The 24,029-nt window shown below is 71.3% G+C and carries 20 protein-coding genes; 16 read left to right on the forward strand and 4 right to left on the reverse strand.

The annotated features are described in order from the left end of the window. Positions 1–43 precede the first annotated feature (43 nt). Positions 44–484: a carboxymuconolactone decarboxylase family protein gene (locus ABZU52_RS22630; RefSeq protein ID WP_354972980.1), complete on the reverse strand. Its 441-nt coding sequence runs from the start codon at positions 482–484 to the stop codon at positions 44–46. 209 nt (positions 485–693) lie between these two features. Beyond that, entirely contained in the window at positions 694–1,878 is a 1,185-nt protein-coding gene (locus ABZU52_RS22635; RefSeq protein WP_354972981.1) for an acyltransferase, read from the reverse strand. A 340-nt stretch (positions 1,879–2,218) separates the two neighbouring features. Between ABZU52_RS22635 and ileS the strand changes: the two genes are divergently transcribed. Both ileS and ABZU52_RS22645 read left to right on the forward strand, forming a co-directional pair. Next, the gene (gene ileS / locus ABZU52_RS22640; RefSeq protein ID WP_354972982.1) at positions 2,219–5,410 is read left to right on the forward strand and encodes an isoleucine--tRNA ligase; all 3,192 of its coding nucleotides are present in this window, start codon (positions 2,219–2,221) and stop codon (positions 5,408–5,410) included. Positions 5,411–5,515: 105 nt separating this feature from the next. Next, positions 5,516–6,205: a lysophospholipid acyltransferase family protein gene (locus ABZU52_RS22645; RefSeq protein WP_354972983.1), complete on the forward strand. Its 690-nt coding sequence runs from the start codon at positions 5,516–5,518 to the stop codon at positions 6,203–6,205. A gap of 53 nt (positions 6,206–6,258) precedes the next feature. On the opposite strand, the gene ABZU52_RS22650 is transcribed toward ABZU52_RS22645, so the two are convergent. Further along, the gene (locus ABZU52_RS22650) at positions 6,259–7,599 is read right to left on the reverse strand and encodes a hypothetical protein (RefSeq protein WP_354972984.1); all 1,341 of its coding nucleotides are present in this window, start codon (positions 7,597–7,599) and stop codon (positions 6,259–6,261) included. Between the two features lie 107 nt (positions 7,600–7,706). Between ABZU52_RS22650 and ABZU52_RS22655 the strand changes: the two genes are divergently transcribed. The 11 genes from ABZU52_RS22655 to ABZU52_RS22705 all read left to right on the forward strand — a co-directional run bounded on the left by ABZU52_RS22655 (position 7,707) and on the right by ABZU52_RS22705 (position 20,978). Further along, complete coding sequence (locus ABZU52_RS22655) at positions 7,707–9,701, forward strand: TIGR03960 family B12-binding radical SAM protein (protein WP_354972985.1); 1,995 nt, start codon at positions 7,707–7,709, stop codon at positions 9,699–9,701. Between the two features lie 253 nt (positions 9,702–9,954). Continuing rightward, a complete protein-coding gene (locus ABZU52_RS22660) occupies positions 9,955–10,395 on the forward strand; it encodes a hypothetical protein (protein WP_354972986.1) in 441 nt (146 codons plus the stop codon). 10 nt (positions 10,396–10,405) lie between these two features. Further along, positions 10,406–11,875 (forward strand): hypothetical protein, encoded by a 1,470-nt coding sequence (locus tag ABZU52_RS22665; RefSeq protein WP_354972987.1) that lies wholly within the window; start codon positions 10,406–10,408, stop codon positions 11,873–11,875. 10 nt (positions 11,876–11,885) lie between these two features. Continuing rightward, complete coding sequence (gene mycP, locus ABZU52_RS22670; protein ID WP_354972988.1) at positions 11,886–13,304, forward strand: type VII secretion-associated serine protease mycosin; 1,419 nt, start codon at positions 11,886–11,888, stop codon at positions 13,302–13,304. Between the two features lie 251 nt (positions 13,305–13,555). Continuing rightward, positions 13,556–14,275 (forward strand): TIGR03936 family radical SAM-associated protein, encoded by a 720-nt coding sequence (locus tag ABZU52_RS22675; RefSeq protein ID WP_354973002.1) that lies wholly within the window; start codon positions 13,556–13,558, stop codon positions 14,273–14,275. Positions 14,276–14,406: 131 nt separating this feature from the next. After that, a complete protein-coding gene (locus ABZU52_RS22680; RefSeq protein WP_354972989.1) occupies positions 14,407–17,529 on the forward strand; it encodes an Rne/Rng family ribonuclease in 3,123 nt (1,040 codons plus the stop codon). A 116-nt stretch (positions 17,530–17,645) separates the two neighbouring features. Then, a complete protein-coding gene (locus tag ABZU52_RS22685; RefSeq protein ID WP_354972990.1) occupies positions 17,646–18,140 on the forward strand; it encodes a hypothetical protein in 495 nt (164 codons plus the stop codon). 166 nt (positions 18,141–18,306) lie between these two features. Next, complete coding sequence (gene rplU / locus ABZU52_RS22690) at positions 18,307–18,621, forward strand: 50S ribosomal protein L21 (protein ID WP_007464063.1); 315 nt, start codon at positions 18,307–18,309, stop codon at positions 18,619–18,621. 11 nt (positions 18,622–18,632) lie between these two features. After that, positions 18,633–18,887, forward strand: coding sequence for a 50S ribosomal protein L27 (gene rpmA, locus ABZU52_RS22695; RefSeq protein WP_007464062.1), 255 nt, complete (start codon positions 18,633–18,635; stop codon positions 18,885–18,887). A gap of 95 nt (positions 18,888–18,982) precedes the next feature. Next, positions 18,983–20,458 (forward strand): GTPase ObgE, encoded by a 1,476-nt coding sequence (gene obgE, locus ABZU52_RS22700; protein WP_354972991.1) that lies wholly within the window; start codon positions 18,983–18,985, stop codon positions 20,456–20,458. A 70-nt stretch (positions 20,459–20,528) separates the two neighbouring features. Next, a complete protein-coding gene (locus ABZU52_RS22705; protein WP_354972992.1) occupies positions 20,529–20,978 on the forward strand; it encodes a GNAT family N-acetyltransferase in 450 nt (149 codons plus the stop codon). Between the two features lie 43 nt (positions 20,979–21,021). Here ABZU52_RS22705 and ABZU52_RS22710 read toward each other — a convergent pair whose 3' ends face one another. Next, positions 21,022–21,513, reverse strand: coding sequence for a DUF4383 domain-containing protein (locus ABZU52_RS22710; RefSeq protein WP_354972993.1), 492 nt, complete (start codon positions 21,511–21,513; stop codon positions 21,022–21,024). A gap of 231 nt (positions 21,514–21,744) precedes the next feature. Between ABZU52_RS22710 and ABZU52_RS22715 the strand changes: the two genes are divergently transcribed. The 3 genes from ABZU52_RS22715 to ABZU52_RS22725 are packed head-to-tail and all read left to right on the forward strand — an operon-like array spanning position 21,745 to position 23,712. Further along, a complete protein-coding gene (locus tag ABZU52_RS22715) occupies positions 21,745–22,590 on the forward strand; it encodes a hypothetical protein (protein WP_354972994.1) in 846 nt (281 codons plus the stop codon). Between the two features lie 31 nt (positions 22,591–22,621). Then, positions 22,622–23,086: a phage holin family protein gene (locus tag ABZU52_RS22720; protein WP_354972995.1), complete on the forward strand. Its 465-nt coding sequence runs from the start codon at positions 22,622–22,624 to the stop codon at positions 23,084–23,086. Then, a complete protein-coding gene (locus ABZU52_RS22725) occupies positions 23,083–23,712 on the forward strand; it encodes a DUF3618 domain-containing protein (RefSeq protein WP_354972996.1) in 630 nt (209 codons plus the stop codon). Before ABZU52_RS22720 ends, ABZU52_RS22725 begins: the two co-directional genes overlap by 4 nt. Positions 23,713–24,029: the final 317 nt, after the last annotated feature.

A 24,029-nucleotide genomic window follows, 5' to 3' on the forward strand; every position in this document is an offset into this window, starting at 1 on the left:
TGCGCCTCGAGCGCACCGGCCGCCTCTGCTGCCGCACTGGTGGTCACGCCTGGGCCGGAGGCTCCAGCCGCATCGTCACCCCGATCCGATTCCACACGTTGATTGTGGCGATCGCGACGACCAGGTCGGCCAGCTCCTTCTCCGACCAGACCTTCGCGGCGTCATCCCACACCTCGTCCGGCACCCCGTGCTCACCGAGCCGGGTGACCGCGTCGGTCAGGGCCAGCGCGGCCCGCTCCCGCTCGTCGAAGAAGGGCGCCTCCCGCCAGGTGGCGACCGCGAACAGCCGCCGGCTCGACTCACCGCCGGCGAGCGCGTCCCGGCTGTGCATGTCCACGCAGTACGCGCACCCGTTGATCATCGACGCTCGCAGCTTCACCAGCTCCAGCACGGTGTGGTCGACGTTCGTCTGGACGTACTTCTCCAACCCCATGACGGCCTTGTACGCCTGCGGTGCGACCTCGGCCGGGTTCATCCGTTGCATGACTACCTCCTGATCGGTCCGACACCCACACGACGATTCAGCCGGGCTGGTCGTGACAACCGGGGCTGTGACCCCGCTCATGTCGCTCGACGTACCCTGCTGCGGACTCGGCGCTGGTCTGGACACGGGCCGACCAGCCCGGCCGGATGCTGGTCGAGGTGAGTCGTCGGCCGGACTTCCGGGGGAACTACCGTCCGCCAACCTCGTGATCAGCGGCGGTCGCCGCCGGGAGTGAGGACCGGCAGGGCGGGCACCGTCCGGTCGGTGGAGTCGGTGGAGTCGGCGTAGTCGGTGGGCGCGGAGGGCTCGGGGGACGTCGTCGGCACGGTGGTCGGTGTGGCGGGGACCACCTTGCCCCGGCCGGAGAACCGGCGTCCCACCCCGATCATCGGCTGCTCCACCCAGCGGTAGAGCAGGTCGGCGGCGAGCAGGCCGACCACGGTGGTGGCGACGAACAACCGGGTGCTGTGCCCGGCGTACGACGGGACCAGCGCGATCACCGTCGTCATGGCGAGGTACTGCACCAGGTAGAGCGAGTAGGAACGTTCGCCCACCCACACCAGCGGTCGCCAGGAGAGCAGTTTCGTCGGCAGGCCAGGCGCCAGCATGGCGGGGAGCAGTAGCGCCACCGCCACCGCGTACGCGCCGATCATCGACTCCGCGTGGCCGTCCGCGGCGGGCGGCCAGTACGGCAGCGCCAGGTGCACGGCGACGAACCCGACGGCCACTGCGAGAGAGACCACGGGCCGGGTCAACGGCTGGAACAGCGCGTACCCCCGGGGGTGGTGCATGAGGATCGCCAGCAGGCAGCCCACCAGGATCGACACGTAGTGGATCGGCCAGTAGGGCCAGTCCTTCTCGAACGGGATCAGCGCGACCAGAGCGGCGATGGCCAGCACCGTCACCGCCATCCGGCGCAGAAACGCGGCGGACACGAACACGAACGCGAGCAGCGGCCACACCAGGTAGAACTTCCACTCGATCGCGATCGTCCAGGAGTGCGGGAACGCCTGGTTCGGGGCGAACTCGTTGACCATGAGCAGGTAGTGCGGCATCGATTCGCGGAGCCTCGAGCTGGCGCCGTTGAGGTGCGCGAGGGCGTACGTCGCGGCGAGCACCACCAGGTAGACCGGCAGGATCCGGAAGATCCGCCGAACGTAGAAGGACCGCAACGACACCCGCCCGCGCGACTCCTCCTCGCGCAGCATCAGCGTGGTGATCAGGAAGCCGGAGAGCACGAAGAACAGTTGGACGCCGACCCAGCCGGACAGCCAGGTCCATCGCGGCCCCCCGAAGTGGAAGGCGACGACGATCACCGCGGCGATCGCACGGAGCCCGTCGAGGGCTGGGAACCGGCGCATCGCACGGTATTCGGCGTAACTTATCGTGGCCACCGCTGAATTCTGGGGAGCGGCACACAACGCGTCAAGGCGGCCCCCGGCCCCTGGTCGGGTTCGCGGTCAGTCGGAGGCGCGGTGGACGCGTCGAGTATCGTTGAGCACCGTAAGGCGATGACCCGGCCATCACCGGTGAGCCTCCGGAAGAACAGCCGGGCAACCGGCCCAGTAGAACCGGACGGGTGCGGCCCGTCACAGCCGGTAATGAGCGGGCGGTCGATCCTGACCGCCAAGCGGGGTGGTACCGCGGGCCACCCGGGAGCGCCGTTCCAGGCGTACCCGGAAGGTTCGTCCTCGCAGACCCACTTTGAGTGAGCTGCGAGGAGAGCGACGCCCGATGGCCTATCCATTGCACGACCCGACCGCCGCCGGTGTGCCGGCGAGCCCGGACCTGCCCGCGGTCGAGCGCCGGGTGCTGGAGCACTGGACGGCCGACAAGACCTTCGAGGCCAGCATCGAGGCGAGGCCGACCTCCGGTCGGCAACCGGAACCGACGGGCTCCGCCGACGGCGGCGTCGCGGGCGACGCCGGAAACGAGTACGTCTTCTATGACGGCCCGCCGTTCGCCAACGGCCTGCCGCACTACGGTCACCTCTTCACCGGCTACGTCAAGGACGTGGTGCCGCGTTACCAGACCATGCGTGGCCGGCACGTCGAGCGGCGCTTCGGCTGGGACTGCCACGGCCTGCCCGCCGAGGTGGTGGCCGAGAAGCAGCTCGGCATCACCAGCAAGGCGGAGATCATCGACCTGGGCGTGGCCCGGTTCAACGAGGCCTGCCGTACCTCGGTGCTGGAGTTCACCCAGGACTGGGAGCGGTACATCAACCGGCAGGCCCGCTGGGTCGACTTCACCAACGACTACAAGACCCTCGACCTGGACTACATGGAAAGCGTCATGTGGGCCTTCAAGACCCTGCACGACAAGGGTCTGATCTACGAGGGTTTCCGGGTGCTGGCGTACTGCTGGCGCTGCGAGACGCCGCTGTCGAACACCGAGACCCGGATGGACGACGTCTACCGGGACCGGCACGACCCCACCCTGTCGGTGTGGTTCGAGCTGACCGCCGACGAGTCCGCACCGGAGCTGGTCCGCGGGCCGGTCAAGCTGGGCGTCTGGACCACCACGCCGTGGACCCTGCCGTCGAACCTGGCGCTCGCCGTCGGGCCCGACATCGAGTACGCGGTGCTGGAACGCGAGGGTCAGCGTTACCTGGTCGGCGTGGCGCGGCTGGCCGCGTACGCCAAGGAGCTGGAGGGGTACGAGCAGGTCGGCACGGTGTACGGCCGGGACCTGGTCGGACGCCGTTACACCCCGCTGTTCGACTTCCTGGTCGAGCAGGCCGGCGAGAACGCCTACCAGGTGCTCGGCGCGGAGTTCGTCACGACCGAGGACGGCACCGGGATCGTCCACCTGGCCCCGGCCTTCGGTGAGGACGACCAGAACGTCTGCAACGCCGCCGGCATCCCCACCATCGTCACCGTTGACGACCACACCCGGTTCACCGCGCTGGTCCCGCCGTACCAGGGTGAGCAGGTCTTCGACGTCAACAAGCCGGTGATCCGGGAGCTGAAGGACCGGGGGGTGGTGCTCAAGCAGGACACCTACACCCACTCGTACCCGCACTGCTGGCGCTGCGACACCCCGCTGGTCTACAAGGCGGTGTCGTCGTGGTTCGTCGCCGTGACGAAGTTCCGGGACCGGATGGTCGAGCTGAACCAGGAGATCAACTGGACGCCCGGCCACATCAAGGACGGCTCGTTCGGCAAGTGGCTGGCCAACGCCCGGGACTGGTCGATCAGCCGGAACCGGTTCTGGGGCTCGCCGATCCCGGCGTGGAAGTCCGACGACCCGAACTACCCCCGGCTGGACGTCTACGGCTCGCTCGCCGACATCGAGCGGGACTTCGGCGTACGCCTGACCGACCTGCACCGGCCGGCGGTGGACGACCTGGTCCGCCCCAACCCGGACGACCCGACCGGTCAGTCGATGATGCGGCGGGTGCCGGAGGTGCTGGACTGCTGGTTCGAGTCCGGGTCGATGCCGTTCGCCCAGGTGCACTACCCGTTCGAGAACGCGGACTGGTTCGAGCACCACTACCCGGGTGACTTCATCGTCGAGTACATCGGGCAGACCCGCGGCTGGTTCTACACCATGCACGTGCTGGCCACCGCGCTGTTCGACCGGCCGGCGTTCCGCAACTGCCTGAGCCACGGCATCCTGCTCGGCTCGGACGGGCGCAAGATGTCCAAGAGCCTGCGCAACTATCCGGACGTCTACCACGTCTTCGACTCGTACGGCTCGGACGCGATGCGCTGGATGCTGATGTCCTCGCCGGTGCTGCGCGGTGGGGACATGGCGGTCACCGAGTCGGGCATCCGCGACGCCGTCCGGCAGGTGCTGCTGCCGCTGTGGAACGTGTGGTACTTCTTCACGCTCTACGCCAACGCCGACGGGTATCAGGCGCGGCGGCGCACCGATTCCACCCACCTGCTCGACCGGTACCTGTTGGCGAAGACGAATGAGCTGGTCTCGACGGTCGGCGCGCAGATGGACGCGTACGACATCTCCGGTGCCTGCGCGACCGTCCGGTCCTACCTGGACGCGCTGACCAACTGGTACGTGCGCCGGTCCCGGGACCGGTTCTGGTCCGGGGACGCCAACGCCTTCGACACCCTGTCGACGGTGCTGGAGACGCTCTGCCGGGTGGTGGCGCCGCTGGCGCCGCTGACCGCGGAGGAGATCTGGCGCGGGCTGACCGGGGAGCGCTCGGTGCACCTGACCGACTGGCCGGAGGCGAGCGAGTTCCCGGCCGACCACGACCTGGTCGCCGCGATGGACAACGTGCGGGCGGTCGCCTCGGCGGCGCTGTCGCTGCGCAAGGCCAAGGGGCTGCGGGTGCGACTGCCGCTGGCCCGGTTGACAGTGGCCTCGCCGGCCGCGGAGCAGCTACGGCCGTTCGCCGACCTGATCGCCGACGAGGTCAACGTGAAGACGGTGGAGTTCAGCGCGGAGCTGTCCGCGTACTGCGAGCAGGTGTTGACTGTGGTGCCCCGGGCGCTCGGCCCGCGGGTCGGCAAGCAGGTGCAGCAGGTGATCAAGGCGGTCAAGGCGGGTGAGTGGGAGCTTGTCGACGGCGCCCCGGTGGCCGCCGGCATCACCCTCGCCGAGGGCGAGTACGAGCTGCGCCTGGTCGCGGCCGACGCCGAGCACTCCGCGCCGCTGCCCGGCGGCGAGGGAGTGGTCGTGCTGGACACCGAGGTCACCCCGGAGCTGGCCGCCGAGGGCCTGGCCCGCGACGTGGTACGGGTGGTGCAGCAGGCCCGCCGGGACGCCGACCTGGACGTCTCGGACCGGATCGTGGTGTCGGTGTCGGCGTCCGACGAGGTACGTGCGGCGGTGGCCGCGTACGTCGACTTCGTCTCCGCGGAGGTGCTGGCCGACTCGGTGGACTTCGCCGAAGGGCTGGAGGGCTTCGCCGGCGAGGTCGGCGATGGTGAGCGGGTAACGGTGGTCGTCCGCCGGGTATAACGAAGCATTGCCAGGGTGCGGGCGCCTCACCACCTCCGTCCGGGAGGTGTGGAGGCGTCCGCTACCGTGACACCGCCTGTTCGCACCTGATCTGCCGGAGGACCAGTGCCCCTGCTCTACACCATCGGCAAGCTCACCGTGGCGCCCACGCTGCGGTTGGCGTTCCGCCCGACCGTGGAGGGGCTGGAACACGTGCCGGAAGTCGGTGGCGCGGTCTTCGCCGGCAACCACCTCTCGGTGGCCGACGAGCTGTTCCTCGGCACGGTCGTGCCCCGACACCTGGCCTTCTGGGCGAAGTCGGAGTATTTCAAGGGCACCGGCGTGAAGGGTGCGATCTCCAAGTTCGTCCTCACCGGCCTGGGCGCGATCCCGGTCGAGCGGGCCGGTGGTCGGGCGGCGCTGTCCGCGTTCGACGCGGCCATCCCGGCGCTCAAGGGCGGTGACCTGGTGGTGGTCTACCCGGAGGGCACCCGTTCGCCGGACGGCAAGCTCTACCGGGGGCGGACCGGGGCGGCCCGGTTGGCGATCTCGGCCGGCGTGCCGATCATCCCGGTCGGCATGATCGGCACGGACAAGGCGCAGCCGATCGGTGCCCGGGTGCCCCGGCCGGGCACTGCCAAGATCACGGTTCGCTTCGGCAAGCCGTTGGACTTCACCGGCCGCCCGGACGACCGCACCTCGCTACGGCAGATGACCGACGAGCTGATGAGCGAGATCCAGAAGCTCACCGGCCAGGAGTACGTGCCCCGCTACGCGCCGCCGCGCGCCCACCCGGACCCGACCCGCGACGCCTGACAGCGCTACCCGGCCCGCCGGCCCCGGCCGGCCCGGCCGTCTGAGGGGCCGGCTCAGCCCCGTTCGGGTTGGACGATCTGGGCGCGCAGGGTGGCCAGCAGGTCGGCGCTGTCGGCGACGGAGAGTCGGGTGAACACGCCGGTGGCGATGCTGCCGTGGTCGACCGACGTGCAGACCACCACGTCACTGCCGTCGGCGCTACCCACCGCGCATCGTTCGTGCCGGCCCCGTACACCGGTGTCCACGCTCTCCGGGGTGCTCAACGCGTACCGATCGGTGAGCCGGCTGATCTCGGCCTCCGCGTCCGACTGCGGGCTGAGCCGGAAGCCGGTGCCGCCGAAGATCGTCACCCGCTTGCCGCTCGTCGTGGCGTAGACGCCGGCGAAGGTGTCCTCGGCCAGCCAGTGCTCCTGGCGTACCTCGTTCTCCAACTCCTTGGCGGTCTCCGTGCTGGGGCCGTCCTGCCGCAGGCTGAGGTCGTCCACCTGGACGGGCAGTGCCGCCCGCGCCGGGTACTGGGCCGAGATCGGGAACCCGTAGTAGGCGGGGCAGCCACAGCAGCAGGCCAGCGTGAGCAGCAGCAGCCACGGCCAGCGGCGTCGTCGGCGGACCGGGACCGGCACGTACCCCTTGGGGGCCTGCCAGCCCGGCGGTGGGGTGGGTGGTGCCGCGGCGGATCGCCGGCCCCGGCGCTGCTTGGGCACCTTTGGCGGCGCGGGTGGCGACATCGGTCGGGCCGGCACCATGGGTCCGGCGGGCCGCGGCGCGCTCGGGGCGGCCGGCGGCGGTGCCATGGGTCCCGTGGCCCGCGGTGCGCTCGGGGCCGCCGGCGGCGACACCGGATACGGCCCGACCGGGGGAGCGGGCGGCCCGGACCACTGCCGGGTCTCCGGCGGCGCCGGGTACGACATCGTCGGTGGCAACGGGGGCAGCTCGGCGGAGGGCAGGTCCCAGCCGCCGGTGTCCACGCCGGCCCACGGGTCGACCGGCGTCTGGTGCTCGGGCGGCCCGACGGAGACCGGCGGGGGAGGGGTCGGCTCGGCCGACTCACCCCAGGCGGGCCGCCGTGGCAGCGGCGGCGGCACCGGAGCCGAGCCGCTCCACCTGGGCGCCGGGACCTCCGCGGTGGCGGCAGGTTCCGGCGGGTCCGGCTGGTCCGGCTGGTCTGGCGGGTCCGGCTGGTCTGGCGGGTCCGACTGGTCCGGCGGGTCCGGTGGTTCCGGCTGGTCTGAGGGTTCCGGCTGGTCCGAGGGTTTCGGCTGGTCCGAGGGTTTCGGCTGGTCCGAGGGTACGGGTGGGGAGGTCGGCTCGTCGGCGACCGCCGGGTTCCGCTCCGGCTCCGCGCCCGGGGTGCTCCCGTCGGCCGGCCGTGCTCCCGGCTGGGGCTCCGGCATCGCGGCAATCTCCTCTCGCGCCGATCCGAGGTTAGTACCGCGCCGCCACCACCGCCGATCGGGCGTGCGCGCGATCGCCGCCGGGCGAACGCGTACCCTTGGGCATCATGAGTGCCCCGTCCACGACGCCGCGCGCGGCCGCGACCAACTCCGTGTGGTCCCAGCTCGAGCCGCTGCTACCCCAGGTCTCCAAGCCCATCCAGTACGTCGGGGGCGAGTTGGGTGCGGTGACGAAGGACTGGGACTCGGCGACCGTGCGTTGGGCGCTGATGTATCCCGACGCGTACGAGGTGGGCCTGCCCAACCAGGGCGTGCAGATCCTCTACGAGGTGCTCAACGAGCTGCCCGACACCCTCGCCGAGCGGACGTACGCGGTCTGGCCGGACCTGGAGACGCTGATGCGCACGCACGGCGTGCCGCAGTTCACCGTCGACGCGCACCGGGCGGTGCGCGGGTTCGACGTGTTCGGCATCTCCTTCTCCACCGAGCTGGGCTACACCAACATGCTCACCGCGATCGACCTGGCCGGCATCCCGATGCTGGCCGCCGACCGCACCGACGCCGACCCGGTGATCGTGGCCGGCGGGCACGCCGCGTTCAACCCGGAGCCGATCGCCGACTTCATCGACGCCGCGGTGCTCGGCGACGGCGAGGAAGCGGTCCTGGAGATCACCGCGATCGTCCGGGAGTGGAAGGCCGAGGGCTCGCCGGGCGGCCGCGACGAGCTGCTGCTGCGGTTGGCCCGCACCGAGAGCGTCTACGTGCCGCGTTTCTACGACGTCGACTACCTGCCGGGCGGCCGGATCCAGCGGGTCGTGCCGAACCGGGCAGACGTGCCGTTCCGGGTGCACAAGCGCACGACGATGGACCTGGACGCCTGGCCGTACCCGAAGAAGCCCCTCGTTCCGCTGGCCGAGACGGTGCACGAGCGGTACGCGGTGGAGATCTTCCGAGGCTGCACCCGGGGCTGCCGGTTCTGCCAGGCCGGGATGATCACCCGACCGGTGCGGGAGCGGTCGATCACCACGGTCGGTCAGATGGTCCGCGAGGGCCTGGAGTTCTCCGGGTTCAACGAGGTGGGCCTGCTGTCGCTCTCCTCGGCGGACCACTCCGAGATCGGCGACATGTGCTCGGGCCTCGCCCAGCAGTACGAGGGCACGAACGTCTCGCTGTCGCTGCCGTCGACCCGGGTGGACGCCTTCAACATCGATCTCGCGCAGGAGCTGTCCCGCAACGGGCGGCGTACCGGCCTGACCTTCGCCCCGGAGGGTGGGTCGGAACGGATCCGCAAGGTCATCAACAAGATGGTGTCGAAGGAAGACCTGATCCGTACGGTCGTCACCGCGTACACCAACGGTTGGCGGCAGGTGAAGCTCTACTTCATGTGCGGCCTGCCCACCGAGACCGACGAGGACGTCCTCGAGATCGCCGAGATGGCCCACGAGGTGATCCGGGCCGGTCGGGCCGCGACCGGCTCCAAGGACATCCGCTGCACGGTCTCCATCGGCGGGTTCGTGCCGAAGCCGCACACCCCGTTCCAGTGGGCCGCGATGGACCGCCCGGAGGTCATCGACCACCGGCTCAAGATCCTCAAGCAGGCCATCAACGCGGACCGCTCGCTGGGCCGGGCCATCGGCTACCGCTACCACGACGGTGAGCCGTCGCTCATCGAAGGGCTGCTCTCCAGGGGTGACCGCCGGGTCGGCTCGGTGATCCGCAAGGTCTGGGAGAACGGCGGCCGGTTCGACGGTTGGAGCGAGCACTTCTCGTACCAGCGCTGGGTGGACGCGGCGGCGGAGACGCTGCCCGCGTTCGGGGTGGACCTCGACTGGTTCACCACCCGCCAGCGCGACGAGTTGGAGGTCCTTCCCTGGGACCACCTCGACTCGGGCCTGGACAAGGACTGGCTCTGGCAGGACTGGCAGGACTCGGTCAGCGGGTTCGAGCAGGACGACTGCCGGTGGACGCCCTGCTTCGACTGCGGCGTCTGCCCATCGATGGACACCGAGATCCAGATCGGCCCGACCGGCAAGAAGCTGCTGCCGCTCACCCCGCTGGGCGGCAACGGCATGAAGGTCCCGTCGGGCCACTCGCACTCCTGACCGGGCTGCCCCCGGGCAGCGCAGGTGCCGCACCACCCTCCACATCCGACATGTCGTCCAACGGGCCCGCGTCTCGCGGGCCCGTTGGCGTTGTTCGGGCACCGCCGCGTTGTCGCCCGCGCCGGACCTTCCCCGATATCGGCCGCCATCTGTACCACGTGGTGGTGGCTGGGGCTGCCTCGACTAGGTCAGACTCGATACGCTGCGTCTGACATGGACCGACCCGGCGGGTCGGGGACGGGGGAGGAAGCACATGGGCAGCATCCCGCCGCCGAGCATCGGCGATCTACACGTCAGCGTCGAGGACCTGGACGCCGCCGCCACGTACGTCGAGCGGCTCCGGCAGTACATCGACGACACGCTCAAGTACGAGATGGAACGCATCAAGGAGCGGATGAAGGGCGACAGCAACAGCGCCCAGACCGTTCCGAACGGCACTCCCTTCGGCGCGTACGAGGACGCCCGTATGCAGTGGCGGGCCCTGGAGACGTCCACGGTGAACATGGAAGCGCACCTCACGACGCTCTCCCAGAAGCTCGCCGCCCTCAAGGAGGGCACCGAGGAGATCGCCAAGGCGTTCCGTGACACCGAGGCGCGTAACGGCGCCAACGGCAAGGAGATCGAGCGACTGCTGGAGTCGGCGGCGCCGCCGCCCACCGCCAGCGGCGCGCCCACCTACCCGCCCACCGCCTGAGGGGGACGTCATGGCTGGAGGAACCTGGGAGCGGTGCGTCCGTGAGGTGACGCTCTCCGCGGACCCGGAGACGGTCGGATCGGTTGGGGCGGGCTGGAGCAATCTCTCCAGCGGCCTGAGCCAGCTGCGGGACGCGCTCGTCGGCCGGTCGTTCGTCGGTCCGATCGCAACCGGTCAGGAACGCCCGCACGTCGGCGGCCTGCCCGGGATGCTCGCCGGTTGGAAGGGCAGCGGCGGTGACGCGTACCGCGAGCACCTGGGCAAGATCGGCAAGCAGATCGAGGATCTGATCACCGACGCGACAAACGTCAGTGGCGCGTTGACGCGGATCGAGGGCGACATCCGCAAGTCGGTCTCCACGATCCCGATCCCGCTGATGGACGACTTCGGCTTCAACGAGTGGAGCCTGCCCAACGGCACCGAGCTCGACGATGCCCGCGACGGCGAGAGTTCGTCGGGCTTCCTCGCCGCGCTGCGGCAGGACTACCAGAACAACCCGGCCTCGTACGCCGACGGCGCCTTCCGCGACAAGGCCGACGACCTGGAAGCGACAATGAAGGTCGACGGCCAGGCCGGCGACCAGAAGCGGGGCGGCTGGTGGGACACCAAGTCCCACCTGGACAACTGGTACCGGGACAACCAGCAGGCCGCGAACACCGCGATGGCGCCGCTGCCCCAGGCGGTGTACACCGAGCGTCCCAAGCTCATCGTGAACAGCCCGGATGGGATCGTGCGGGACGATTTCGAACGGGATCCTCTGATTCCGCCGAAGGGGCGGTCCGACGTCGGTGGTGGCGACTTCGGCGGCAAGCCCGACGTCGGTGGTGGCGGTCCCACGATCGACAGCAGGCCACCGGGCATCGGCGACACGGGTGGTCCGACCTCCACCGTCGATCCGTTCTCCCCGAACAGACCCGGTGGGATCGGCGATGGCTCGCCCACCGGCACCGGCCAGCTCACACCCCCGTCGACCGGCTCCAGTTACCCGGGCTACCCCGGCGGCGACGACGGCTACAGCAGCGGTCTGGCTGGTGCCAGCCCGGGTAGCGTCGGCGGCCTGAGCGGTGGCCTTGGCGGCGGCGGGGTCGGCAGTGCCGGGCTCGGTGGCGGCGCCGGCGGTGGTTTCGGTGGTGGTGGGGCCGGCGTCGGCTCGGCCGGCGGTATCGGCGGCGGTGGCCTTGGCGCGGGCGGCGGGATCGGCGTTGGTGGCATCCCCGGCATGGTGGGCGGCGGCAACGGAAAGGTGCCACCGTTGACGAGCGCGTCGAACGCGCTTCGCACCGCCGCCGGCGGCGCCGGGATCGCGGGCGGCGCGCGTGGCGCTGCGGGCGCCGGGGTCATGGGCGGCGGCATGATGGGCGGCGCGGGTGGCGCCGGGCATGGTGGTGGCGGCACCGGCTCCGAGCATTCGTCGTGGTTGACTGAGGATGACGATCCGTGGGGTCCTGGTGACGGCGCGTCCCCGGGTGTCCTTCGATGAGGATGGACGGATGAGGGTGAACGGTGGAGCGCTCCGGCGGGTGACCGCCTGCCTGCTGGCGGGGCTCCTGGTGGTGGGGGCCGCCCAACCGGCGGCCGCCGCGCCCCGGCGGGCCGAGCAGTGGTATCTGGATGAGCTGCGGATCGACCAGGCGCACAAGATCTCGACCGGGCGGGGCGTGGTCGTGGCCGTGCTCGACACCGGCGTCGAGGCCAGCCACCCGGACCTGCAGGGTCAGGTGCTGGCCGGTGGTCGCAGCTACGGCGCCTCCGGAGACGGCCGGGCCGACGAGGACGGGCACGGCACGCACATGGCCGGCATCATCGCGGCGAAGGCCAGCCGGGACGGTGTGGACGGCATCGCCCCCGGGGCGAAGATCCTGCCGATCAGATTGCAGAAGACTGGCCGAGCCGCCACTAGCGCGGCGATTGCGCGCGGCATCCAGATGGCCGTCGACGGTGGCGCCAAGGTGATCAACATTTCCCTGGGTAGCCCGGGCATCTCCGACCCTCCGGAGGTGAGCGCGATCAAGTACGCGCTGGACCGCAACGTCGTGGTTGTCGCCGCCGCCGGCAACACGGCCGATGGCGACAGCGCCGTCATCAGGCCGGCCAACACTCCCGGTGTGATCGCGGTCACCGGGACGACAAGGGGCGGCACGTTCTGGTCCGGCTCGGTCCAGGGGCCGGAGGCGGTGATCGCCGCGCCGGGCGACCGCATCTACAACACCGCCAACGAGGAGGGTTACGGCTGGGGCGACGGAACCTCCGACGCCACTGCGATCGTCTCCGGTCTGGCCGCGTTGATCCGGGCGAAGTATCCGAACCTCGACGCCGCAAACGTGATCAACCGAATCATCCGGACCGCACGGGACGCCGGCCCGTCCGGCCGAGATCCGCAGTACGGCTTCGGGGTGATCGACCCGGTGAAGGCGCTGACCGCGAATGTGCCGCCGGTCACCACCAACCCGCTACTCGACCCGGCCGCGGCGACCGACCCGGGCGCGGCGCGCACCGGGGGCGCGGACGAGGAGTTCGACGTCACCCAGCACGGCGATCGCGGTGGGCCCACCGACCAGCAGGTCATGGTGGTGGGCATCGGCATCGCCGTGGTGCTGGTGTTGCTGCTGGGGCTGGCGGTGTTCCTCATCTGGAACCGCCGTCGGTACCGGCGGGAGGCGGTCCGGGCCGCCCAGATCCCGGACGAGGTGCTCGACCGGGCGGCACCGGGCGGGTACCCGCCGTCGGACGCGGACTACGCCCCGCCGCCCGGCTACCCGCCGCCGCCCGGTCACGGCTCGCAGCCTGGTTACGGCCCACCCCCTGGTTACGGCCCACCCCCTGGATACGGCCCGCAGCCTGGTTACGGCCCACCCCCCGGTTTCGGTCCGCCGGGTGGGGCGCCGCCCGCTCCGCCGAGGGAGCGGTAACCGGTCTCGATCCTGCTGGCCGGCTGGTGACCTCCGGGTCACCGGCCGGCCATCGGCTTTCGCGGCGGGTGGTCACCACCTCGGCGACCGGTTTGCACCCGTCTGCCGGGGCGATGCGACCGCCCCGGTTGCGTACCGTCACGAGCCCTGCGCCAGGATGGGCGGACACGCAGGTAACACCCGAGGAGCCCACGATCGCCAGAAAGCCTCAACCCGAGGGCGGCCAGGCACCGGTCGTCCAGCGCGTCCGCATCCGGTACGCCAAGCGCGGGCCGTTGCGATTCACCTCGCACCGGGACTTCGCCCGGGCGTTCGAGCGCGCGCTACGCCGGGCCGCGGTGCCGGTCGCCTTCTCCCAGGGTTTCCACCCGCACCCGAAGATCTCCTACGCCAGCGCCGCGCCCACCGGGGTGGCGAGCGAGGCGGAGTACCTGGAGATCGCGCTCCAGGCCGCTGTCGACCCGGAGGCGCTGCGCGCCGCGTTGGACGCCGCGCTCTCACCGGGGCTGGACGTCCTGGACGCCGTGATCGCCGAGGGGGGCAACCTGCCGGACCGGATCGAGGCGTCGCACTGGTACATCGAGTTGCCGGAGGTCGACACAGCGGTGCTGCGCGCCGCGGTGGACGCCTTCGTCGCGGCCGAGGAGGTGCTGGTCGAGCGGATGACCAAGCAGGGACGACGTACTTTCGACGCCCGAGCCGCCGTGATATCGATCGATGTCCAACCGCCTACGCCGACGCCTTCCGGGGCGCCGGCCGTACCGTGTGCGATACTCGAACTGGTCGTGCGGCAGGTCACCCCGTCCGTACGGCCCGATGACGTCCTTTCCGGCCTCCGCGTGGTGGCCGACCTGGAGCCGCCGGTTTCGCCGAGGGTGACCCGGCTGGCTCAGGGCACGTTGACCGCGCAGGGTGCGATCGTGGATCCGTTGGATGCGGACCGCGACGGGGCAGCCATCGTTGGGCACTGACCGACGGTCCGTGCTCTGGCAGGCAGACTTCGGCGGTCGCGCACCACGCGCGCCCGGCGGAAACACTTTTGCGGCGACCCTGCGTGGCAGCGCTCACCCGCGCCCGGGGTAGCCAGAACTGGAGAACGTCCATGCTCGAGAACGAGCCCGAGGGCGGCGAACGGACCGGTTCACAGCCGGCCAGCGACACCGCCGACCAGAGCAGCACCGCCGACGGCGCCGCCGTCGCGCCCCCCACTACCGCGGCCGGTTCGGCCTCGGTGGAACCCGCCGGCGCGGAGAGCGCTCCCGGTGAGGCCGCCGAGCCGGCCGCGCCGGTGCGGCGTACCCGGGCGACCCGTCGTCGGGCCGCCCCGGTCAACCAGCCGGAGCAGACCGATGCCCCGGCCGAGGCGTCCACCGGTGCGGCCGGCAGCGCCGAGTCGCCGCAGGCGGAGGTCTTCGCGCCGGTCTCCGCCGACCTGGACGCCGCTCCGAAGACTCCCCGGCGCCGCCGCAAGGCCACCGCCGTCGAGGCGACGGCCGAGGAGCCGCTGGTCGCCGCGTCCGCGGAGGCAGCCTCGGCCGAGGTGGTTCCGCCGGTCAAGGTGACCCGTACCCGGCGTAAGAAGGCCACGCCGGCCGCCGTCGAGGAGCCGCCCGCCACCGAGCAGCCGGCCGCCGCCGACGAGGCGCCCGCCGTCGAGGAGCCGGTGGCCGAGGAGCCGGTCGTCGCCGACGAGCCGGTGGAGTCCGACCTGCGCGAGGCCGAGGCCGAGTTGAACGACTCCGCGGCCCTTCCGAGCACGTCCGCCGCCGAGCCGGCCTGGAGCAGTGCCGCACCGGAGCGCCCCGGCGAGGTGTCGCCGGGTGCGGCCGTGCCCGGTGTGACGGATGAGCCGAACGAGCCGGCCGAGATCGAGCCGGAGCAGCCGCGTACCCGTCGTCGGCGGGCTGCGCTCTCCGCGCCCACCGTGCTGTTCATGGCACCGCAGCCGGACGCCGTGCCGGTGACCCGGCCGGCGGAGGCCGCTGCGGCGACCGAGGAGCCGGCCGTCGAGGAAGCCGCCGAGCCGTCCCGCCGCCGTCGGCGTGGTCGCCGCGAGGTCGAGCCGGTGGAGCCGATCGAGGCGGTCGAGGCCGAAGAGGAGCCGACCGAGGAGGCCGACGAGGCCACCGAGGCGGATGAGGACGACGAGGACAGCGCCGCCGCGCGTCGCCGCCGCCGGCGTGGTCGCCGGGGCCGTGGCCGGGGCAAGGGCGGGGCCGACGACGCCGAGGACGAGGAGTCCGAGGAGGCGGCGCAGGCCGACGAGGAAGAGACCGCCGAGGCCGAGGCCGAGGGCGACGAGGATGAGGAGTCCGAGGGCGGGGACGGCCTGACCCGTCGTCGCCGTCGCCGTCGCCGTCGTGGCGCCGGTGACACCGAGGGCGCGGCGGACGACGGCGTGCCGACCGTGGTGAAGATCCGCGAGCCGCGCCGGACCGTCGACGAGGTGCAGGGTGTGTCCGGCTCGACCCGGCTGGAGGCCAAGCGCCAGCGCCGCCGGGACGGTCGGGAGCAGCGCCGTACCCGCCCGCCGATCCTCAGCGAGTCGGAGTTCCTGGCCCGCCGGGAGGCCGTCGACCGGGTGATGGCGGTTCGCCAGCGCGGCGACCGCACCCAGATCGCCGTCCTCGAGGACGGCGTGCTGGTCGAGCACTACGTCACCCGCAACTCCTCCGGGACGATGGCCGGCAACGTGTACCTGGGCAAGGTGCAGAACGTGCTGCCGAGCATGGAGGCCGCGTTCGTCGACGTCGGCCGGGGCCGCAACGCGGTGCTGTACGCCGGCGAGGTCAACTGGGACACCTCCGGGCTGGAAGGGCGGGCCCGCTCGATCGAGCAGGCGCTGCGCTCCGGCGACTCGGTGCTGGTCCAGGTCACCAAGGACCCGATCGGGCACAAGGGCGCACGGCTGACCAGCCACATCGCGCTCTCCGGCCGGCACCTGGTCTACGTGCCCAACGGCAACGCCTCCGGGATCAGCCGCAAGCTGCCGGACAACGAGCGCAAGCGGCTGCGCGACGTGCTCAAGAAGCTGGTCCCGGACGGCGCGGGCGTGATCGTCCGGACCGCCGCCGAGGGTGCCACCGAGGACGAGCTGGCCCGCGACGTCAAGCGGCTTCAGGCGCAGTGGGAGGACATCCAGGCCAAGGCCGCCGAGGGTGGCGCTCCGGCGCTGCTCTACGGGGAGCCCGACCTGGTCATCCGGGTTGTTCGGGACCTGTTCAACGAGGACTTCCGCGAGCTGGTGATCGAGGGCGAGCAGTCGTACGACATCGTCGAGTCGTACCTGTCGCACGTCTCGCCGGACCTGGTCGACCGGGTGCGCCGGCACGTCGGCACGAGCGACGTCTTCGCCGAGTACCGGATCGACGAGCAGATCATCAAGGGCCTGGACCGGAAGGTCTTCCTGCCCTCCGGCGGCTCGCTGGTGATCGACCGCACCGAGGCGATGACTGTGGTCGACGTCAACACCGGCAAGTACACCGGCTCCGGGGGCAACCTGGAGGAGACCGTCACCCGCAACAACCTGGAGGCGGCGGAGGAGATCGTCCGTCAGCTCCGGCTGCGTGACATCGGCGGCATCGTGGTGATCGACTTCATCGACATGGTGCTGGAGTCGAACCGTGAGCTGGTGCTGCGTCGACTGACCGAGTGCCTGGGCCGGGACCGCACCAAGCACCAGGTCACCGAGATCACCTCGCTCGGCCTGGTGCAGATGACCCGTAAGCGGATCGGTGCGGGCCTGCTGGAGGCGTTCAGCGAGACCTGCGAGTGCTGCAAGGGTCGGGGCGTCATCATCCACACCGAGCCGGTGCCGGAGAAGCCGCGTCCCGCTGGTGCGGGAGAGAAGGTCAAGGCGGTCGCCTCGTCGGTGGCTGCCGCTCCGGCGGCCGAGCAGGGTGCCACAGCCACGTCGTCCCGCCGCCGGGCGCGCAAGAACGCCCCGGCGGAGCGGACCGTGGTCGAGGTCGTCGACACCGACACCACCGCCGAACCGGACGCCGGCTACCAGGACACCATGGGCTACGACCTGTCCCGCTACGAGTCGGACACCGCCGCCGCGCCGGCGATCTCCGACGCTCAACAGGGTGAGTCGGCTCGGCTGGCCGCGGCCGACGACCCGGACGCGCTCGCTGACGGTGAGGGCGACGAGGAGAGCACCGAGGGCGGCGGCGGCCGTCGCCGGTCGCGTCGCGGTGGCGCCCGTCGGCGGACCCGCCCCTGAGCGCCTGACCGGCCACGTGTTTGACGAGGCCCCTCTCCCGGCAAAGTGACGGGGAGGGGCCTCGCGCCGTTGCGGCCATCCGGTCCTCGATCGGCTGTCCAGGTCAGGAGAAGAAGATGCGCCGTCTGCTCGCCGTCACCGCGCTGCTCACCATGCTTGTCGGCGCGGCCGGCTGCGCCACCGACGGGTCCACCGGCGGCAGCGCCGAGGGCGCCGGCTCGGCGGCCGCCGGCACCTCTCCCGGACCGGCCGGCATGCCGGCCGGCGGTGGTGTGGCGGGCGGCGACGCCACCCAGGTCTGCACCGCCGCACAGGAGGCCACCAGGACCGGCGTCCGGACGTACGTGGCGGAGCTGGGCCAGATGCTCGCGGCGGTGGGCGCCGGGGACAGCCACACGGCCGAGGCGGCCCGGGGGCGGGCCGAGGCGGCACTGGCCGACTGGCGGGCCGTGCTGCGGGAGCAGTCGGAACGGACCAACGATCCGCAGCTCAAGACGCTGCTCACCGACATCGGAACCGAAGTTTCCGCGCTCGGTGCCGACGTCGAGTCGATCGACGAGACCGAACTCGACCGGCTCCAGCAGCGCCTGGATCAGCTCTGCGCGCGCTGACCAGGGCGGGCCGGTTTGGGGTCCGGGCCAGCAATGGCGTACTCTTGCCTGCGGCCCACCTTTGGTGTGCCGAGTTCCCGTGTGCCCGCGCCGCCGTGCACTGCTACCCGGCGAGCCGCCGCGGGGACGACCGCCAGCAGCCTCAACGACAGGGAGTCCGCCTCCGATGTACGCGATCGTCAAGACCGGCGGCAAGCAGTACAAGGTCGCCGAGGGCGACGTGATCGAGGTCGAGAAGCTCACCGGTGCCCCCGGTGACGCGGTGAAGCTCACCGCGGTGCTCCTCGTCGACGGTGACGACCTGGTGACCGACGCGGCGAAGCTTGCCGAGGTCGCGGTGTCCGGCGAAATCGCCGCGCACACCAAGGGCCCGAAGATCCGGATCCACAAGTTCAAGAACAAGACCGGCTACCACAAGCGCCAGGGTCACCGCCAGCCGTTGACCCAGGTCAAGGTGACCGGCATCTCCAGCGGGAAGTAGGTCGTCCTCCAATGGCTCACAAAAAGGGTGCGTCCAGCTCGCGTAACGGTCGTGACTCCGCGGCCCAGCGACTTGGCGTGAAGCGCTTCGGTGGTCAGGTCGTCAGCGCCGGTGAGATCATCATCCGGCAGCGTGGCACCAAGTTCCACCCCGGTGACCTGGTCGGCCGTGGCGGCGACGACACGCTGTTCGCGCTGTCCGCCGGTGCGGTCCTGTTCGGCACCAAGCGCGGTCGCAAGACCGTCAGCATCGTTCCGCAGCAGTAGTTCTCGGGCTAAGCGGGCCGCGGACCTCCGGGTCGCGGCCCGCTTAGCCTTTTTCGCGAAGTGCGAGGTCGGACCTCGCTGGAAGGATTGACGCCGTGGCAACGTTCGTTGACCGGGTCGTTCTGCATCTGCAGGCCGGCGATGGCGGGCACGGTTGTGTCTCGATCCACCGCGAGAAGTTCAAGCCCTTCGGTGGGCCGGACGGCGGCAACGGTGGGCACGGGGGCAGCGTGTCCCTGGTGGTCGACCCGCAGGTGACCACGCTGCTCGACTTCCACTTCCACCCGCACGTCAAGGCCGACAACGGCAAGGGCGGCGCCGGCTCGAACCGGGACGGGGCCAACGGCCGCAACCTGGTGCTCAAGGTGCCCAACGGCACCGTGGTGCAGGCCCTCGATGGCACCGTGCTGGCCGACATGGTCGGCGCCGGCACCACCTTCGAGGTCGCCCGGGGCGGGCGCGGCGGGCGGGGCAACGCCTCGCTGGCCAACGCCAAGCGCAAGGCGCCCGGCTTCGCCGAGCTGGGGGAGCCCGGCGACCAACTGGACATCGTGCTGGAGCTGAAGAGCGTCGCCGATGTGGGCCTGGTGGGCTTCCCGTCCGCCGGCAAGTCGTCGCTGATCTCGGTGATCTCCGCCGCGAAGCCGAAGATCGCCGACTACCCGTTCACCACCCTGGTGCCCAACCTCGGTGTGGTCCGGATGGACAACCACACCTTCACCGTCGCGGACGTGCCGGGCCTGATCCCCGGCGCGGCCACCGGCAAGGGTCTGGGCCTGGAGTTCCTGCGGCACATCGAGCGCTGCGCGGTGCTGGTGCACGTCATCGACTCGGCGACCCTGGAGCCTGGCCGTGACCCGGTGGCCGACATCGACGCCATCGAGGCAGAGCTGAGCCAGTACGGCGGCCTGGCCGACCGCCCACGGCTGGTCGCCGTCAACAAGGTCGACGTGCCGGACGGCCGCGACCTCGCCGAGATCGTGCGCCCCGACCTGGAGGAGCGCGGTTACCGGGTGTTCGAGGTCTCCGCGGCCACCCGGGAAGGGCTCAAGGAGCTGACCTACGCGATGGCCGAGCTGGTCGACGCGGAGCGTAAGGCCGCTCCGCCCGCCGAGCCGACCCGGATCGTGATCCGCCCGATGGCCGTGGACGACGACGGTTTCACCGTCACGGCCGAGGCGGACGGCTCGTTCACCGTCCGCGGTGTCCGCCCGGAACGCTGGGTCAAGCAGACCAACTTCGACAACGACGAGGCGGTCGGCTACCTGGCTGACCGGCTGGCCCGGCTCGGGGTGGAGGAAAAGCTGGCCAAGGCCGGCGCGCAGCCCGGTGATCTGGTCCGGATCGGTGAGCGCGAGTTCGACTGGCAGCCGACGCTCTACGCCGGCGTGGACTTCGTACCCGGCAACCGGGGCACCGACGTCCGCCTGGAGGAGAAGTCGAACCGGCTCTCCGCCGCGGATCGGCTCGCCGCCCGGAAGGCTCGCCGGGTGCGGTCGGCGGACGAGGTGGGCGCGGACTCGTCCGACGACCTCGACGACGACATGGCCGATGAGGACGACGCCGAGTAGTCCGTTGCGCTCCGTGACGGGGTTGATTTCCGGAAACCTCCGCGAAATCCGCGCGTCCTAGCGTGGGGTGATGCTGATCGAGTCCCGGCCTGCCATCGATCCGGAGATCGCCGCCATGGTCACCGCGCAGCAGCGTGAGCTGCGCGAGGCCGATGGTGGGTTGGATGGGCAGGTCTTCGTCCCTCATGACGACGTCCGCTACCTGGCGGTGGTGGTGAACGGCCGGGCGGTCGCCTGCGGCGGGCTCCAGACGATCGATGCCGAGACCAGCGAGGTCAAGCGGATGTACGTCCGGCCCGGGTACCGGGGGCGGGGGATCGCTCGTCAGTTGCTCGCCGCGCTGGAGGAGTGCGCGTTCCGGCAGGGGCACTCGGTGGTGTGCCTGGAGACGGGCACCTACCTGCCGGCCGCGATCGCGCTGTACACCTCGTGCGGCTACCAGCAGATCCCGGTCTACGGCGAGTACGTGGGCAACCCGTACAGCGTCTGTTTCGCCAAGCGGTTGCCGGTCGCGGCCTGACCCAGATCGGCGGCGCGCCGCTCCGCAGCGCCTGCGGCCCAGGTCAGTGCCGGTCGGCGGGGCTGTCCAGGCGTCCGCCGGTGCCCGCCTGGTTCGACAACAGCAGCCCGAGCGCGAGCATCCCGAAGCCGAGCGCGAGGTGCAGCCAGTTGTCGGCGTCGTTGACCGGCAGGATGTTCGCTCCGCCCTCCGGGTTGATCGCCTCGATCCCCAGGCCGTACAGCCAGAGGGCGAGGTAGATCGCGCCACCGGCGGCCAGGAACACCCGGGCACCGGCGACGCTGCGGGCCAGCACCAGGCCGGCCAGCCCGAAGAGCAGGTGCACCGCGTTGTGCAGGATCGACACCTGGAACAGCCCGAGCAGGTGGGCGTCCGAGTGGTGCCCGCCGAACCGCAGCTCGCCGTAGTCGGTGGTGATGCCGGGGATGAAGCCGAGGACGCCGATCAGCAGGAAGACCCCGGCCACGACCAGCGCGGCCAGCTGGACCCGGGGTCGGGGGCCGGCCGCTCGGCCGCCCCGTGCGCCTCGTGCCATCGCTGCCCCCTCCGTGGCTCTGCCAGCCTTCGCGAACCTCACTGTCCGCAGCGGCGACGTGACGCAGCCCGACGATCCTCCATTTTGAAGTCCATCCGGTGGGCCGCGCAGAGAAATGCACGAAGAGGTATGGACGGCGAAACGCAGGGTAGGTGAATGGTCAGCGGCCGCGGCGACGCGACCGCATCCCCCCAGCACAACCGCGACGACTTCCTGAGCGGAAGGGAAATCATGACTTACGATCTTTCATCTACGTCCTCCACGTACGGGCAGCAGTCGACCAACGGCGGTGGCGTCCGCGACCAGGCGCGCCAGGTCGGGTCGGAGGCCGCGCAGGCTGGTGGCGCGGTCGCCCAGACCGCCAAGGAGCAGGGCGCCGAGGTTGGCCGTGAGGCGGCCCGGCAGGCCCGCAACCTGTACGGCGAGGCCCGCAACCAGCTCGCCAGCCAGACCGGTGAGCAGCAGCGCCGAGCCGCCGGTGGGCTGCGCTCGCTGGCCGACGAGATGCGCTCGATGGCCGAGCAGGGTGGCCAGGCCGGCCCGGTGACCGAGCTGGCCCGCCAGGCCGCCGACCGGGTGCACGGCGTCGCCGGTTGGCTTGAGCAGCGCGAGCCCGGCGATCTGATCACCGAGGTGCGTGACTACGCACGGCGTAACCCGGGCACCTTCCTGGTCGGGGCGGCGGTCCTCGGTGTGCTGGCCGGCCGGCTGACCCGCGGCATCTCGGCCGCCAGCGGCGACTCCGGCAACGGTTCCTCGACCTTCCGGGGCGCCGGGGCGTACGACCCGGAGCAGACCGCCGTGATCCCGACGCCGCCGCCGGCGCCTCGCGCGGTGCCGGACGCCGTCCCGGCGGGCGGCTACCTCGACTCGACCCCGGGTACGCACACCCCGCCGACGTCCGGTGGCTACCCCGACCAGGCGTCCGGCACCTACGCCGACCAGGCGCCCGGCACCTACGCCGACCCGAGCCGGGGCGACTCCTCGGACTACTCCGGCACCGGTCAGCCGCTGCCGCCGGTGACCCAGACCGACCCGCTGCCGGGCGTGCCGTCCAGCGGCAGCCCTCGCCCGTGACCCGCCCAGTCATCCGAAGGGAGACGACGGCATGACCATGCCGACGCAGGGGTCCGGACTGGACTCCGGTTACCACGACGCGGGTGCCCCGCACACCGCGTCGGAGGTGAAGGGCAGTTCGTTGGGTGACCTGATGCGTCAGGTCACCACCGACCTGTCGACGCTGATGCGTCAGGAGGTCGAGCTGGCCAAGGCCGAGATCCGCCAGGAGGGCAAGAAGGCCGGCAAGGCCGCGGGCCTCTTCGGCGGTGCCGGCTTCGGCGGCTACATGGTGGCCCTCTTCGTGTCCATCGCCGTGTGGCAGTTCCTGGACAACGTCATGGACTCCGGCCTGGCCGCGCTGATCGTGGCCATCATCTGGGCCGTGGTCGCCGCCGTCCTCTACTCGATGGCCAAGAAGAACGCCCAGCACGTGCGCGGGCTCAAGCAGACCAACGACAGCGTGCAGCGGATCCCCGACGCGCTCAAGCCGCACCCGGAGGGAGTCACCCGATGAGCACCGATCCCGATCAGATCCGCCGCGAGATCGAAGCCACCCGTAACAGCCTCAGCTCTGATGTGGATGCGCTGGCGTACAAGGTCAGCCCCAGCCGCATCGTCGACGACCGCAAGCAGCGGGCCCGTTCCGCTCTGCAGAATGTGAGGGACAAGGTCATGGGAACCGCGTCTGACCTCGGCCACGGCACCGGCCAGGCCGCCCACTCGGTGGGTGACCGCGCCTCGTCGGCTGCCTCCAGCGTCAGCGACGCCGCGCACTCGGCGGCCGCCACTGTCAGCGACGCCGCGCACAGCGCGCCGCAGGTGATCCGGCAGAAGTCCCAGGGCAACCCCCTCGCCGCCGGCTTGATCGCGTTCGGGGTCGGCTGGCTGGCCTCGTCGCTGATCCCGGCCTCCCGTCGCGAGCAGCAGGCCGCCACCCAGGTGAAGGCCAAGGTCAGCGAGCACAGCGGGGCGGTGAAGGAGAAGCTGAGCGAGGTGGCCAGCGAGCTGCGTGAGCCGGCCCAGCAGGCCGCCGAGGCGGTGAAGTCCACCGCTCAGGACGCCGTGCACGCGGTCAAGGACGACACGACGTCCGCCGCCCACGACGTCAAGGACCAGGCACAGCACCACGTCACGCACTGACCCACCCACCCCAGCACGACAGCTCGCGGCCACCCCCGGTGCCCGCGAGCTGTCGCACTCCCGCCCCTGCACCCCGCCCCCCGCCCTCGCCCCACACTTGCGTTAGCGCGGTGGCCGGCGGGTCAACCCGTGCTGGCGAAGGGGCTCAGGGGCAGTGCGGGCGCGCGTCGATCATGCACTTGTGGTGCCCGGCTTAGCCGTTTACAGGCGTTTTGTTGCCCACCACAACTGCATGATCGACGAGGCGGCGCCGGTTGACGAACGGCCGTTCCGCCTAACGCAATGGCGTTGCCTCGCCCTCGCGATCTTGCAGGTTC

The organism is Micromonospora sp. NPDC005220 (assembly GCF_040607895.1).
In the GTDB taxonomy this organism is placed as follows: domain Bacteria; phylum Actinomycetota; class Actinomycetes; order Mycobacteriales; family Micromonosporaceae; genus Micromonospora.